Annotated in this window: 12 protein-coding genes; 9 read left to right on the forward strand and 3 right to left on the reverse strand. The window is 43.9% G+C overall.

All coding sequences use genetic code 11. The features are described from left to right. Nucleotides 1-3: 3 nt before the first annotated feature. The 3 genes from D1164_RS14745 to D1164_RS14755 are packed head-to-tail and all read right to left on the reverse strand — an operon-like array spanning nucleotide 4 to nucleotide 2,265. Nucleotides 4-474: an NfeD family protein gene (locus tag D1164_RS14745; protein ID WP_119350773.1), complete on the reverse strand. Its 471-nt coding sequence runs from the start codon at nucleotides 472-474 to the stop codon at nucleotides 4-6. After that, complete coding sequence (locus D1164_RS14750; protein ID WP_119350774.1) at nucleotides 471-758, reverse strand: ATP-dependent Clp protease adaptor ClpS; 288 nt, start codon at nucleotides 756-758, stop codon at nucleotides 471-473. The genes D1164_RS14745 and D1164_RS14750 overlap by 4 nt, the downstream gene beginning before the upstream one ends. Further along, on the reverse strand, nucleotides 748-2,265 hold the full coding sequence (locus D1164_RS14755) for a tetratricopeptide repeat protein (protein ID WP_119350775.1): 1,518 nt from the start codon (nucleotides 2,263-2,265) through the stop codon (nucleotides 748-750). The genes D1164_RS14750 and D1164_RS14755 overlap by 11 nt, the downstream gene beginning before the upstream one ends. Before the next feature lie 157 nt (nucleotides 2,266-2,422). Here D1164_RS14755 and bcp point away from each other — a divergent pair, with 157 nt between their 5' ends. The 9 genes from bcp (at nucleotide 2,423) to D1164_RS14800 (ending at nucleotide 13,837) form a co-directional block, all read left to right on the forward strand. Further along, nucleotides 2,423-2,887, forward strand: a complete 465-nt coding sequence (gene bcp, locus D1164_RS14760; protein WP_119350776.1) for a thioredoxin-dependent thiol peroxidase — start codon at nucleotides 2,423-2,425, stop codon at nucleotides 2,885-2,887. A 12-nt stretch (nucleotides 2,888-2,899) separates the two neighbouring features. Beyond that, on the forward strand, nucleotides 2,900-3,928 hold the full coding sequence (recA, locus tag D1164_RS14765) for a recombinase RecA (protein WP_119350777.1): 1,029 nt from the start codon (nucleotides 2,900-2,902) through the stop codon (nucleotides 3,926-3,928). A gap of 84 nt (nucleotides 3,929-4,012) precedes the next feature. Then, the gene (gene thrA / locus D1164_RS14770) at nucleotides 4,013-6,436 is read left to right on the forward strand and encodes a bifunctional aspartate kinase/homoserine dehydrogenase I (protein ID WP_119350778.1); all 2,424 of its coding nucleotides are present in this window, start codon (nucleotides 4,013-4,015) and stop codon (nucleotides 6,434-6,436) included. A 14-nt stretch (nucleotides 6,437-6,450) separates the two neighbouring features. Then, nucleotides 6,451-7,659: a cofactor-independent phosphoglycerate mutase gene (locus tag D1164_RS14775; protein WP_119350779.1), complete on the forward strand. Its 1,209-nt coding sequence runs from the start codon at nucleotides 6,451-6,453 to the stop codon at nucleotides 7,657-7,659. A gap of 336 nt (nucleotides 7,660-7,995) precedes the next feature. Beyond that, nucleotides 7,996-8,577: a pentapeptide repeat-containing protein gene (locus tag D1164_RS14780; protein WP_119350780.1), complete on the forward strand. Its 582-nt coding sequence runs from the start codon at nucleotides 7,996-7,998 to the stop codon at nucleotides 8,575-8,577. A gap of 160 nt (nucleotides 8,578-8,737) precedes the next feature. Next, nucleotides 8,738-9,373, forward strand: a complete 636-nt coding sequence (locus D1164_RS14785; RefSeq protein ID WP_172594479.1) for a class I SAM-dependent methyltransferase — start codon at nucleotides 8,738-8,740, stop codon at nucleotides 9,371-9,373. A 226-nt stretch (nucleotides 9,374-9,599) separates the two neighbouring features. Further along, nucleotides 9,600-10,964: a sulfatase-like hydrolase/transferase gene (locus tag D1164_RS14790; protein WP_119350782.1), complete on the forward strand. Its 1,365-nt coding sequence runs from the start codon at nucleotides 9,600-9,602 to the stop codon at nucleotides 10,962-10,964. Continuing rightward, nucleotides 10,961-12,322, forward strand: a complete 1,362-nt coding sequence (locus D1164_RS14795) for a sulfatase-like hydrolase/transferase (RefSeq protein WP_119350783.1) — start codon at nucleotides 10,961-10,963, stop codon at nucleotides 12,320-12,322. The genes D1164_RS14790 and D1164_RS14795 overlap by 4 nt, the downstream gene beginning before the upstream one ends. Nucleotides 12,323-12,361: 39 nt before the next feature. Then, nucleotides 12,362-13,837, forward strand: a complete 1,476-nt coding sequence (locus tag D1164_RS14800) for an alkaline phosphatase D family protein (RefSeq protein ID WP_119350784.1) — start codon at nucleotides 12,362-12,364, stop codon at nucleotides 13,835-13,837. Nucleotides 13,838-14,028: the final 191 nt, after the last annotated feature.

The raw sequence follows: 14,028 nt of genomic DNA on the forward strand, positions 1-14,028 counted from the left end.
TTTTTATTTATTTACAGGTTCAACAATAATTTTATTCGTAAGTATTTTCAACACTTTTATTTCGGTATTGTGGTCGATAAAAGCGCCGGTCGACTGTGCCTCTACTACTTCACCACTCACTTTGACCTTCCCGGAGGGAGCCAGTCGGCCAATCGTTTTTCCGGTGTCGCCCACCTGGATTTTTTGTGCATCCACGGTTTCTACCTTCCCGTCAATCAGTGAGTCGAGCACCATTTTTTTTCCGGTTTTCGATTTGAAAAAATAAAAGATAAGCAGGGGAGAGGCTATCAGAACAAAAGTGAGCGTGAGAAAACCAATGCCCGTGCCATATTCGGCAAAAGCAATGTAAACACTTATTCCCAGCAATACAAAACCTCCGATTCCGGCAATGGTTACTCCGGGAATTACTGCAAACTCAATAAGCAGCAGTAGCAGGCCCAGTAAAATGAGCAAGATAATGGCAAATACGGTCATGGTTGTAAGTCGATTGTGGTGCTGAGTTCCCTTTGGAACAAAGCATCCTTCATTTGTTTTAGTATTTCAAATTTTCCCTTGCGGATATCGCAGGAACCTTTGTGGTGTGTTATTAAGGTACACTGCACCGCCTGTTCGTAATCGTGGTCGCAAATATCAATCAAAGCATCAATTACATAGTCGAAACTATGCACATCATCATTGTGAAGTATCAGCGCATAATTGCCACATACCTCTTTTTGTTTCTCCTTTAACGGCTTTTTTTTAGTTTCTCTAGAAGTCATCTTCTGCTTCAATTTTTTTTGCCTGCTCCAAAGTTATTCTTTTTCCGTTAAAATACGGCACAACAACAGCATCTTCTATTCCTTCCTGTCTTACCTGTTCCTTCATTTTTTCTCCATCGTCCAGGTTGGTCAGATTCCCGGTAGTATAAACCACTACGCCATTTTCGTCGGTATAGTTTTCAATTTTTCGAATTAAAGAGAGTTTTTTATATAGCCGCTGCCTGTAGGAGGGGACCCCGCGACTGTAAGCTCCTATCTGTACTTTGTAAACCAGCCCTTCGCTTTTTTGTTGTTTGGAAGCTGTCTGGTTTGTATCGTAAAAGTCGGACAAGGCGCCGGGGAGCAGGACAATGGCTGAATCTGCCGGCGCTGCAGATGGCTCGGTATCGGTAACTTCTCCCCGGAGAACGGCCTTTATTTTTTCCTGTTCAACTAAAAAATTATGAATAGCCGTGGCTCCGGCATTATTCCAGTATTCATTTTCCAGGTTTCTGGAAGAAGAAAAGTACTGGTTTATTTCTTCCTGCCGGCCATAAGAATTTGTTTCAAACGCGAGGATTTTCTCTCCGATAGCTGCTTTTTCTTCAGGGGTGTTTGTATTCCGGTACGTTTCACGCAAACTCTCTGCTTCCTTCAGGCTGTTTTCCAATTCTTTTTGAAGGGAACGGCCTTTTTTAAACAGTTCCCTTCCTTCTTCTGTCTGAAATTGGGAACTGTACAAGTAGGTAATAGTGTTGTTTACCTGGAATTCAATAGGATCTCCTTCGGGGAGGGAATGGGTGGCTTTTACGCCGGGCAAATCGGGCAGGGCTTCACGGGCAAAGGAAAGATGGGCAGCATCCTGCGTTTCAGGGGAGGGGGGTGTTGTTCCTTCTTCCGGGGTTTTCGTGAGTGGCATTTCAACCACAGAATCCGCCTCTGGTTTTTTTGGGGCATCAGGCATTTCCGGTTCTGTATGGGCCGGTTCTTCCCGCATTTCCCTCAACGGTACCTCCCCGGATTCAGTCTCTGGTTCATTTTTTTCAGTGGCAAAGGTAACCGGCCCCGTTGCAAAAGGATTTATTTTATCAAAACATTGCTGGATTTTTTCGGCCATGTTCAGCGTTTTTTGCTCCTCTACGGGGATGCTTTGCCTGAACTGGTTGTAAAATTTTAACGCCTGCTCCCATTTATTCCGGGCATGGTATTGTATGCCCAGATAATAGTGAAGGCGATCGGGAGTAACATTTTTCCCGGCATCCTGCAGGTATTTCAAATCGCGATCGTCAAAATGGCCGTTTTCGGTACGCGAGGCGCCATAATAATAATTTAACATCGGGTTGCCCCCATCCTTCTCAAGTAATAGCTGAAACATCTTTTCCGCTTCAACGTATTTGCCCGCGTCGAAAAGCTGCATGGCTTTTACGGCGGATACATCCTGACTGACTGCCAGGATTGTTTCTTTGCCTTCAACCAAAAAAAGGAATAAGAAGAAGAAAAAACCGATAATATTTTTTTTGTTATCCATGGTTCAACGTTGTATCTTTTTATTCCACGTAAAATTACAAAAATTGTGCAATGCGTTGCTGTTACTCAAATTCAAACTTTGGGAATCTGTTAAAAAGTTACCTGATATTTTTCATTAAATAACGTATATTTGTAAATCTTTGAAAAGGGATACAAACATGACAAAATTGAAAGTAGGAAGCAAAGCACCGGATTTTTCAGGAGTAAACCAGGAAGGAGAAAAAGTCGGGCTTAGCGATTTTTCCGGGAAGAAACTGGTACTTTATTTTTATCCAAAAGACAACACTCCGGGTTGCACAGCAGAGTCGTGTAATTTAAACGAAAATTACGACGTGTGGCTCGAAAAGGGGTTTGAAGTTTTGGGGGTTAGCCCCGATAGTGTAAAATCGCATCAGAAGTTCAGGGACAAATATGGATTGAAATTCGACCTGATTGCTGACACCGATAAAAACATTGCTCAGGCATACGGCGTTTGGGCAGAAAAAAGTATGTTCGGTAAAAAGTACATGGGTATTTTACGTACTACTTTCGTAGTGGATGAAAATGGAATTATCCGGGAAATTTTTGACAAAGTGAAAACAAAAGATCATACGGATCAGATTTTTAAGAAAATGAACCTTTAACCTGTTCTGAACATGACAAAAGAGGAAAAAGCACAAGTAAATAAAGAGAAGCTGAAAGCCCTTCAGCTTACCATGGACAAAATTGAAAAGAGTTACGGTAAGGGTTCCATCATGCGGATGGGCGACCAGGCTATAGAGAATATTCCGGCTATTTCGTCGGGGTCTGTTGCGCTGGATATTGCACTGGGCGTTGGCGGGTACCCCAAAGGCAGGGTCGTTGAAATTTACGGGCCCGAATCGTCCGGAAAAACTACCCTGGCTATTCACGCCATAGCTGAGGCCCAGAAAGCGGGTGGCATTGCCGCCATTGTGGATGCCGAACACGCCTTTGACCCTTATTATGCCAAAAAGCTGGGGGTAGATACGGAAGAACTTTTGATCTCGCAACCTGACAATGGCGAACAGGCGTTGGAAATTGTAGACAACCTGGTACGTTCGGGAGCTATTGACATCATCGTAATAGACTCGGTGGCCGCACTTACTCCCAAAGCTGAGCTGGAAGGTGAAATGGGCGACTCAAAAATGGGTCTCCAGGCGCGTCTCATGTCGCAGGCACTGAGAAAACTGACAGCTAACATCAGCAAAACCAAAACCTGCTGTATTTTTATCAATCAGTTGCGTGAAAAAATCGGGGTAATGTTTGGAAACCCGGAAACAACTACCGGCGGGAATGCCCTGAAATTTTACGCTTCGGTACGGCTTGATATTCGCCGGATTGGCCAGATTAAAGACGGCGACGAGGTGAACGGCATTAACGTGCGGGTGAAAGTGGTGAAAAATAAGGTAGCTCCGCCTTTTCGCAAGGCGGAATTCGATATTCTTTACGGAGAGGGAATTTCCAAATCAGGTGAAATCATTGATCTGGGCGTGCAGTACGGCATTGTCAAAAAAAGCGGATCATGGTTCAGCTACGGAGATACGAAGCTGGGACAGGGGCGTGAAGCTGTGCGCAACCTGATCATGGACAACCCGGAACTGGCTCAGGAACTGGAAACCAAAATCCTGGAGGCTATTTCAGGAAAAACAACGACAACAGCTTAATAACAACCGAAATTGACAGATATTACTGGATGAACCGCATCTGTCGTTTCATCCAGTTTTTTTTTAACAACAAAAGTAACTTGAATGAAGGTTTTAAAGTTTGGCGGAACTTCGGTCGCCTCAGCCGAAAATATCAGGCGGGTGAAGGAAATTGTACAGAAACAAAATGAAGATGTCATTGTAGTGGTTTCGGCCCTAGGTGGCGTAACCGATCTTATTTTGCAGGCAGCCCGTGTGGCTGCCTCCGGTACGGGCGATTTTCATCCGGTTCTGTCTGAGATTAAAAACCGGCATGCACAGGCAGTAGCTGAACTTTTTAACGGTGCAGGCCCCGTTGTTTACATTGCCGAAGAGTTGCTGGATGAACTGGAGCAAATTCTTACCGGGATTACCCTGGTAGGAGAACTGACTCCCAAAACCCTCGACCGCATTGCCGGTATCGGCGAACGGGTTTCTTCCCACCTGGTAGCCCAGTTCATTCCTGGTGCGGTGCGAAAAGATTCTGCAGAACTGATTCAAACAGACAGTTATTTTGGAAAAGCACGTGTCGATTTTGAAGTAACCAATCAAAAAATCAGGGATGCTTTTGCCTCTTTTTCCGGAATTGCAGTAATTCCGGGTTTCATTGCCAAAAATGTCAAGGGGGAATTTACCACCCTCGGCAGGGGCGGTTCAGATTATACGGCAGCCATTATGGCCGCTGCCCTCAATGTGGAAGCGTTGGAAATATGGACCGATGTCGACGGTTTTATGACGGCAGATCCACGGGTCATCAGCAAAGCCTACACTATTCCGGAGCTTACCTACTCCGAAGCAATGGAGTTGTCACATTTTGGGGCAAAAGTGATTTATCCGCCCACTATTTTACCTGTTTACCAGGAGGGAATTCCTATCCGTATTAAAAACACATTCAAACCGGAAAATGAAGGAACGCTTATTTTGAGCAGTGCACAAACTCCCAAAGACCGGCCCATTAAAGGGATTTCATCCATTTCGGGAATTACGCTGCTTACTTTACAGGGAATCGGTATGGTCGGGGTTACAGGAATATCCATGCGATTGTTTACAGCCCTTGCCCGGGTGAATGTTAACGTAATTCTTATTTCGCAGGCATCTTCGGAAAACTCCATCAGCGTAGCCATTGATGAACATGCCGTGGAGGTGGCTGAGAGCGCTATCCGCGAGGAGTTTGAAAAGGAAATTGAAATGGGCCAGGTTAGTAAAATTGACATTGAAAGCGGATTGTCTGTCGTGGCCATTGTGGGCGAGAATATGAAACATACCACCGGTATTGCAGGGAAACTGTTTTCTACTATCGGAAAAAACGGAATAAATGTTATTGCAATTGCCCAGGGCGCCTCGGAGCTGAACATTTCGTGGGTGGTGAAAACTTCGGAATTACGCAAAACACTGAATGTGGTACACGAGTCATTTTTCCTTTCTGAAAATGTGGAACTGAATGTGTTCCTGATGGGAATTGGCACGGTGGGAAGCAACCTGCTGCAGCAAATGCAGAAACAGCAGAAAAAACTGCTTGATGAAAAACATCTGAAAATAAAACTTACAGGGGTGGCCAACTCCCGAAAAATGGCTTTTCTCCGCGAGGGGATTGATATGACAACGTTTCGTGAAAAGCTTGAAAATTCAGAACAAAAGTCGGGTTTGCCCGGTTTTATTCACGAGATGAAGGAAATGAATATTTACAATTCTGTATTTGTGGACTGCACTGCATCTGATGAAGTTTCCGGATACTACAAAGAGGTACTGAATGCCAATATTTCGGTGGTTACTGCCAACAAGGTGGCGGCATCTTCGGATTACAAAAATTACCTCGATTTAAAAGATGTTGCCAAACAAAAAGGGGTTAAGTTTCTGTTCGAGACCAATGTGGGTGCCGGTTTGCCAATTATCAACACACTGAATGATCTGGTGAATTCGGGCGACCGTATTTTGAAAATTGAAGCCGTATTGTCAGGTACATTAAACTTTATATTCAATACCATTTCAGCAAAGGTTCCATTAAGTAAAACCATATTGATGGCGAAGGAGCAGGGGTACTCCGAACCTGATCCGCGCGTGGATTTAAGTGGATTGGATGTAGCGCGTAAAATTTTGATCCTGGCACGGGAGTCAGGCTATCCGCTGGAAATGGATGATATTTCTGTTAAGCGGTTTATTCCCGATGCCCTTTTTGACGGTTCGCTGGATGATTTTTGGGAAAATGTTAAAGCGCTCGACAATGAGTTTGAAGAAAACCGCAAGAGGCTGGAGGCCGAAAATAAAAAGTGGCGGTTTGTGGCGCGCTTCGAAGAGGAGAAGGCACAGGTAGGCTTGCAGGAAGTAGATTCCCGTCATCCGTTTTATGATTTGGAAGGCAGTAACAATCTGGTGATGTACACTACCGAGCGGTACAACGAGTTCCCCATGCTTATAAAAGGTTACGGAGCCGGCGCTTCGGTGACCGCTGCCGGGGTTTTTGCCGATTTGATTAAAGTATCGAATATTTAATTTTAAAATAGAGAATGAAACACCTTATAATACTTGGCGATGGAATGTCGGATGAACCGCTGGCGAATTATGGCGGAAAAACACCGCTGCAAATGGCGCGGAAACCTCATATCGACTGGTTGGCCAAAAACGGGCAAACCGGGCGTCTGATTACGGTTCCCGAAACCATGCATCCGGGAAGTGAGATTGCCAACATGGCCGTTTTAGGCTACGATGTGGAAAAGGTTTACGACGGGCGGGGCGTGCTCGAAGCAGCCAGTATGGGAGTGGAACTGCAACCAGGCGATCTCGGACTGAGGTGCAACCTGCTCACCATTGAAAATGGCATTCTGAAAAATCATTCTGCAGGCCATATTTCAAGTGAAGAGGCGGCGGAGCTGATCCATTTATTGAATGAGAAACTGGGAAATGACCGGGTGAAGTTTTATCCGGGGGTTTCTTACCGCCACCTGCTGGTCATAAAAAACGGCAATAAAGAACTGGGGTGTACCCCTCCGCATGATGTGCCGGGGGCTCCGTTCCGCGATGTCCTGATAAATGCCAAATCGAAGGCTGCGCTGGAAACGTCTGATTTGCTTAACGAACTGATTATAAGATCGCAGGAGCTGCTGGGAAATCACCCGGTGAATGTGAAGCGAAAAAATGCCGGAAAAGCTGTGGCCAATAGTATCTGGCCCTGGTCTCCCGGTTATAAACCCAAAATGCCCACATTAAAAGAAATGTATGGTGTGGAAAAGTCTGCTGTTATTTCTGCGGTAGATCTGGTACAGGGAATCGGCGTTTATGCCGGTATGAAGGTGATTCGTGTAGAAGGCGCCACCGGACTGTACAACACCAACTATGAAGGCAAAGCACAGGCTACGGTGGATGCGCTGCGTGAAAACGATTTTGTTTACCTGCACATCGAAGCCAGCGATGAGGCCGGTCACGAGGGGGATGTGGAGTTGAAAACCAAAACTATCGAGTACCTGGATGAGAGAGTGGTAAAGTATATTTTGGATGAAACTAAAAAAATGGACGAGCCGGTAGCTATTGCCATTTTGCCCGACCACCCAACTCCTTGCGCCCTAAAAACCCATACACGTGAACCGGTGCCGTTCCTGGTTTACAAGCCTGGCGTTGAACCCGACGAAGTGGAGGTTTACGACGAGTTCAGCGTTATAAATGGTTCGTTCGGGTTACTGAAGGGCGATGAGTTTATCAAAAAGTTTTTGGATATTTAATACCACAGACAGGTTTGCCCTGTGCTCTAAAAACCAAAACTTTAAGGCACAGGGTGAACGCTTTTTTACGGCTGACCTTCTCCCCGCTGAATAGATTTAGTAACTATCAAATACAAAATGGAAGATTATTTAATTCCGGATAAATCTGAAGGTAAAGTTGCGGGAGAATTCTTAACGACTATGTTAGAAACATTAAAAATTCAGCAAAGACAGTTTGTTGGGTATTTGAACCTGATCTTCCGAACCTAAGAGAGTTGGTTGATGATTTAATACCTGTGCCGTTCGGCAGGAAAAGGACATTAGACCACCTAAAATGCCATATAAACAGAACAGAATATGGAACACGTTTGCATCGAAGAAAAGACGTTTGACAAAATTAACTTCAAAGAAAATCCTCTGAAAAAAGGAGAATATGAGAATTGTCTTTTTCTCAATTGTGATTTTTCAGAGAGTGACTTATCTGATTACCGGTTTACCGACTGTGAGTTTTCAGGTTGTAATTTAAGCCTGGCTAAACTGATGAAGACAGCTTTTCGGGATGTAAAATTTAAAGGGTGCAAAATGTTGGGATTGCATTTTGACGATTGTAATGAATTTGGACTTTCTTTTAACTTTGATAATTGTATCCTGGACCATTCTTCGTTTTATGAGACAAGAATCAGAAAAACAACTTTCAGAAATGGCCGGTTGCAGGAAGTCGATTTTTCTGCATGTGATTTAACCGGGTCCCTGTTTGATAACTGCGATTTATTAAACGCAACTTTTGACAATACCGTTATTGAGAAAGCAGACTTTCGCACTTCGTATAACTATTCAATAGACCCCGAAAATAACCGGATTAGGAAAGCAAAATTCTCTATTCGTGGAATCCCGGGACTTTTAGATAAATACGATTTGAGAATTGATGACACGATATAATGGGCCGGCAGGTATAAAAAACTTAAAAGAAAAGAAGGGGGCAGAGCAGACTTGAAAGAATAAAATAGGGACATTTTAATGGCTTTGTTTTACCTTTAAGATAAATTGCGGTTGTGCCTTATTTTAGTCACCAATGGCAGAGAACGGTAATTTCGATAGTATGAAGAAAACAAGTCGTCAGCATAAAGCGGAGAAGTTCTGGGACAGGGTTTCCGGAAGCTATGATAGAGAAGAGAAGAAAGATGAAAAAATTTATCTTCAACTTATTGAAAAATTAAAAGGACATTTAGAATCCAATAATATCGTTTTAGATTTTGGTTGTGGAACAGGTCTGTTTTCAACCGAAATAGCAAAATTTGTTAAAAGTGTTCATGGTATTGACATATCCTCAAAAATGATTGAGAAGGCAAAAAGCAAGGCAGAAACAGGAGGAATTCATAATGTGGAGTATTTTCAGGCAACAATTTTTGATGAAAGGCTGAAACCAGGGACATACGATGTAATCCTGGCTTTTTATATTTTACACTTAACCGAAGATACGCAAATCGTTATGCGGAGAATGAAAGAACTGTTAAAGCCTGGCGGCTTAATACTATCCGTAACTCCTTGCATGGGGGAAAAACCTTTTTTGAGTCTTTTGTTTTCGGCTTTTAGCAAAGTCGGGATTGTTCCGGGAATAAAGTCCTTTAAACATTTTGATTTGGAGCAATTACTGAAAGATGCAAACTTTCAATTGCTTCAGAATGAATTATTGAAAATGACATCCAATCAACATTACATGGTAGCAAAAAAGTAGAAAGTGAATGCTATAAAATGTAAAAAAGATTAGCCGGCTTTTTATTGCAGGGTTCGTTACAGAAATAGGTAGCGTTGTGCCGGCAATTGGTTCAGCTTACAGGCGGGTAGAAAAATAAGTACTTTGCAATACGCAACGATTTTACCCTAAAACCGTACCCTCATCAAAACAGATTATTCAGTGTTATAATAATTGATTAAATTAGGCTTGATAAAAAAGGAACAAAATGAGAATCAGGCTGAATACCTTTTTAAGTGCATTAGGTCCTTTTGTATTCTTGTTCGCAGGTTGTAATAGTCCGGAGGCAGTGCAGAACATGCCCAATATTGTACTGGTTATGGCCGATGATATGGGGTATGAATGTGTGGGTGCCAATGGAAATATTGAATACAAAACACCTAATCTTGACCGGCTGGCAAGCTCGGGAATTCGTTTTGAAAATTGCTATTCCCAGCCGCTGTGTACTCCTTCACGGGTAAAAATTATGACGGGAAAAACAAACGCACGGAATTATGTGAATTTTGAATATTTATCCCCGGAAGAAAAGACTTTTGGAAACTTGCTGAAAGAGGCCGGATACTCCACCTGCATTGCCGGGAAGTGGCAGTTAAATGGCCTGAATCACAACTATCCGGGAAACCAGGATGTAAGCCGGCCAAATCATTTTGGGTTTGATGCGTATTGCTTGTGGCAGTTGAACCATACCCGTGCAGAAGGAGAAAGATATGCCAATCCCTTGCTTACCCAAAACGGAACCGATCTTGCCCGGGACGAAAATGCGTACGGCCCGGATGTAATTGCTGACTTTTTAACCGGATACATTGAACGAAACGCCGGAAAGCCCTTTTTTATGTATTACCCGATGGTGTTGCCGCACGAGCCGTTTGTTCCCACACCCGATTCTCCTGAATGGGCCAGTCCGGAAAGGCGTTATGAACACGACACCGTTTATTTTGCAGACATGATTGCCTACGTGGATAAAATTATTGGCCAACTGGAATCAAAACTTAGGGAAAAGAACATCTGGGAGAATACGCTTTTTATTTTTACAGCCGATAACGGAACCCATCGTTCGGTCATTTCAACTACCCAAGCTGGCGATGTTACAGGTGCAAAAGGGCAATCCATCAATACGGGAAATCACGTGCCAATGATTGTATCGTGGCCTGAAAAAATAAAAGAGGGAAGAACCTTTGAAGGAATGGTCGATTTTTCAGATATTCTGCCCACCCTGGCCGATGTGGCTGGAATCCGGCGTTCGGCATATTTTACAGATGGAGAAAGCTTTTATAATGTTTTAAACGGTGAAAAAAACAGATTGGGAAAAGAGCAGGTTTTTATACATTATTCGCCCCGGTGGGGAAAGTTTAAACATAATCGCTGGGTGATGAACGGGAAGTATAAATTATACCGCGATGGCAGATTCTACAATACCTCTGCCGATCCGGCCGAAGAAAACCCAATGACGGGCCTTTCGAAAAACGAAGAAAAAATAAAGGAGAGATTTGAAATCATGATACGGGAAAAAGAAATGGAAATACCTTTTGACCAGAATGATACAGAATTTAAAATTCAAAAATATAAAGAATGAAAATTCTTCATCGAAACTTGCTGAGCCTTTCAATCGTTGGTTTATTGACTTTTTCTGCCGCCGGAAACGTTAAGGACTCCCGCCAACAGAAATTACCTTTACAGCCGAATATTCTGATTATCATCCCCGACGATTTGGGTTGGTCTGATGTAGGATATCATGGCTCCGTAGTGAAAACACCCCATATTGACAAACTGGCTGCAACGGGCATTCGGCTGGAGCAGCATTATGTAATGCCTACCTGCACCCCAACCCGCGTAAGTCTTATGACGGGAAAGTATCCCAGCCGGTATGGAATTGTAGCTCCCGATTACGGCGAAGTGATCGACCTGGGCGACCCAACCCTGGCTTCGGTTTTAAAAGAGAATGGATATTTTACTGCGATTGCCGGAAAATGGCACATGGGATCTCCACCATACACCCCTTTAAAATACGGGTTTCAATCGTCCTACGGTTACTTCGATGGACAGATTGATCCTTATACCCACGAATACAAAACAGAAACGAAGCTGACCGAAAGGAGATCATGGCACCGCAACGATGAGTATCTGGACGAAGAAGGCCATGTAACAGATCTTTTAACCGATGAGGCGCTCCGGATAATTGAGGCAGAAAATGATAAACCTTTTTTTCTTTATTTAGCCCATCACGTTCCGCATTACCCTTTGGATGAACCCGATGAATGGATGTCGTTGTACGACGGTTTATCCCTGCATCCTTCGCGTAAATTATTTGCTGCCAGCGTTTCCCACATGGACGCGGGCATTGGAAAAATTATGGAGGCGCTGGAACGGACCGGCAAACGTGAAAACACATTGATATTGTTTCTGAGCGATAACGGGGGACAGCATAGCTGGCACAGCAACACCGAATACCGCGGAAAGTATGCCGACAACCCTCATTCGGTCCTTGGAAATAATTACCCGTTGCGCGGATGGAAAGGCGATTTGTATGAAGGAGGAATCCGGGTGCCTGCCATTGCCAGCTGGCCCGGGAAACTACAGCCTGGGGAGGCAAATTTCCCCATTCATATGTCTGACTGGCTGCCCACGCTTTGCCATTTGATTGGGGCTGAAAAGGTATTGAAGGACTGGAACCCGGACGGGAAAAATATTTGGCCCTTTTTAACCGGCGTTCAGGATTTGGCTCAGGAACGATCAATTTACTGGAAAACCGGACAAACCTATGCCGTAAGGGAGGGAAACTGGAAATTACTGGTTGACCGGAATTCGGGTCAGACCGGGTTGTTTAACCTTGAAAATGATTTCAGGGAAACGCGGGACCTCGCTGAATCATATCCTGAAAAAGTGAAATCCCTGTTAGAGTTACTTGAAAAATTTAAGGCGGGAGATGAATGACTTCTCTGAATTGAAAAGTATAAACATAAATCAGTAGCCATGCAATCAACCTTGAAACTATTACTGGCCGGTAGTACAACCTTTATTGTCCTTCTGTTTATGTCCTGCGATTCGAAAAAAGAAACAGACGGTCCCTATTTCGGAAACGGATTTCATAACGGGTGTGCCGATCAAAGCTCTGTTGTTATTTGGACCCGGCTTACCAAAACACGCGAAGGGAATATTTCGGGGGAGAAATTTTTGGTGCCTGATGCCGAAGAACACCGTCAACTTGACCGCGAGGCTGATCCGGAGAAGATATGGAAAGCACAAATACCGGAGGGACTTATCCTGGAACAGATGGAGGGGGCCTGTCCGGGGATGCCGGGAGAGGTAAAGCTTACTTACTATTCGCTTAGCAATCCCGATAACAAAATGATTACCCGCTGGGTAGCAGTGGATGTGGAAAAGAATTATACGTACCAATGGAAACTGGAGAATTTGGAAGCCGGAACAAAATATGTTGTGGAACTGGAGGCCAGGCATAACGACCGGTCAAAAGTCTCCGACCGTTTGGAAGGTTCATTCCGTACTCCTCCCAGGGGAGGGAAAGAGGAGGAAATTGGTTTTTGTATTGTAACCTGTCATGATTATTGGCGGCGTGATACTGTCGGCGGACATAAAATTTATGACTCCATGCTGAAGCTCTTTCCTGATTTTTATGTGCATACAGGCGACATTGAATATTATGACAAACCTGAACCATACGCATTGACCGAAGAGTTGATGCAGTTTAAATGGGATCGCTTGTTCGCCCTTCCACTGCAGCGGAAATTCTGGGCACAGGTAACCAGCTATTTTATGAAAGACGATCACGATGTACTTCGGGATGATGCTTTCCCCGGAATGACTTATGGAACGGTTTCGTGGGAGCGTGGCCTTGGTATTTTTGATGAACAGCTTCCTGCCTGTGATAAACCTTACAAAACGGTCAGATGGGGAAAAGATTTGCAAATCTGGCTGACGGAAGGGCGTGTTTATCGAAGCAGAAATACCGATCCTGACGGACCTGAAAAAACCATTTTCGGAAAGGAGCAAAAAGAGTGGCTTTTCAAAACGTTGGAAGAATCGGATGCCACATTTAAGTTGGTTATTAATGCAAATCCTGTTCTGGGACCGGATCGCGTCAATAAAAAGGACAACTATTCCAATTCCGGTTTTAAATACGAAAGCGATGAAATACGGGATTTTTTGAACCGTTTTGACAATGTGTTTCTTTGTAACGGCGATCGACACTGGCAATATGTAACCCATTTTGAAGGTACTAATCTTTGGGAATTCGGGTGCGGTGCCGGAGCCGATGAACACGCCGGTGGATGGAACCAGGATGATTTTAGGCCTGAGCATCTTTTTCTACGCGTAAAAGGTGGATTTTTGTACGGAAAGGTTTCCCGGCAAAACGGAAAACCAACACTTATTCTTCAGCATTGCGATGTGGATGGGAAGATAGTACATGAAGAGATTTTTAGCCGGTAATTTTTACCGTGTGATTGCCTGAGCCGTTGTTATCGGCGGCAAAAACAAGACGGAATTTTATTCTCCTTAAAATTACTGTGATTTCTTATTGAACAAATAGGGCATATCATTGGTATATTTAGTTTGTATGTACAAATGTCAATGAAATGAGATCATATTTACTCCATTCAGTTACCACAAAATTTCGTGAA

The organism is Mariniphaga sediminis (genome assembly GCF_003573545.1).
Lineage (GTDB): Bacteria > Bacteroidota > Bacteroidia > Bacteroidales > Prolixibacteraceae > Mariniphaga > Mariniphaga sediminis.

What these genes read in the sequence shown, in the direction of transcription:
- D1164_RS14795 (WP_119350783.1), top strand. Translation starts at nt 10,961, where the DNA reads ATGAAAATTCTTCATCGAAACTTGCTGAGCCTTTCAATCGTTGGTTTA.
- D1164_RS14750 (WP_119350774.1), bottom strand. Translation starts at nt 758, where the DNA reads ATGACTTCTAGAGAAACTAAAAAAAAGCCGTTAAAGGAGAAACAAAAA.
- thrA (WP_119350778.1), top strand. Translation starts at nt 4,013, where the DNA reads ATGAAGGTTTTAAAGTTTGGCGGAACTTCGGTCGCCTCAGCCGAAAAT.
- D1164_RS14790 (WP_119350782.1), top strand. Translation starts at nt 9,600, where the DNA reads ATGAGAATCAGGCTGAATACCTTTTTAAGTGCATTAGGTCCTTTTGTA.
- D1164_RS14785 (WP_172594479.1), top strand. Translation starts at nt 8,738, where the DNA reads ATGAAGAAAACAAGTCGTCAGCATAAAGCGGAGAAGTTCTGGGACAGG.
- recA (WP_119350777.1), top strand. Translation starts at nt 2,900, where the DNA reads ATGACAAAAGAGGAAAAAGCACAAGTAAATAAAGAGAAGCTGAAAGCC.
- D1164_RS14755 (WP_119350775.1), bottom strand. Translation starts at nt 2,265, where the DNA reads ATGGATAACAAAAAAAATATTATCGGTTTTTTCTTCTTCTTATTCCTT.
- bcp (WP_119350776.1), top strand. Translation starts at nt 2,423, where the DNA reads ATGACAAAATTGAAAGTAGGAAGCAAAGCACCGGATTTTTCAGGAGTA.
- D1164_RS14800 (WP_119350784.1), top strand. Translation starts at nt 12,362, where the DNA reads ATGCAATCAACCTTGAAACTATTACTGGCCGGTAGTACAACCTTTATT.
- D1164_RS14780 (WP_119350780.1), top strand. Translation starts at nt 7,996, where the DNA reads ATGGAACACGTTTGCATCGAAGAAAAGACGTTTGACAAAATTAACTTC.
- D1164_RS14775 (WP_119350779.1), top strand. Translation starts at nt 6,451, where the DNA reads ATGAAACACCTTATAATACTTGGCGATGGAATGTCGGATGAACCGCTG.
- D1164_RS14745 (WP_119350773.1), bottom strand. Translation starts at nt 474, where the DNA reads ATGACCGTATTTGCCATTATCTTGCTCATTTTACTGGGCCTGCTACTG.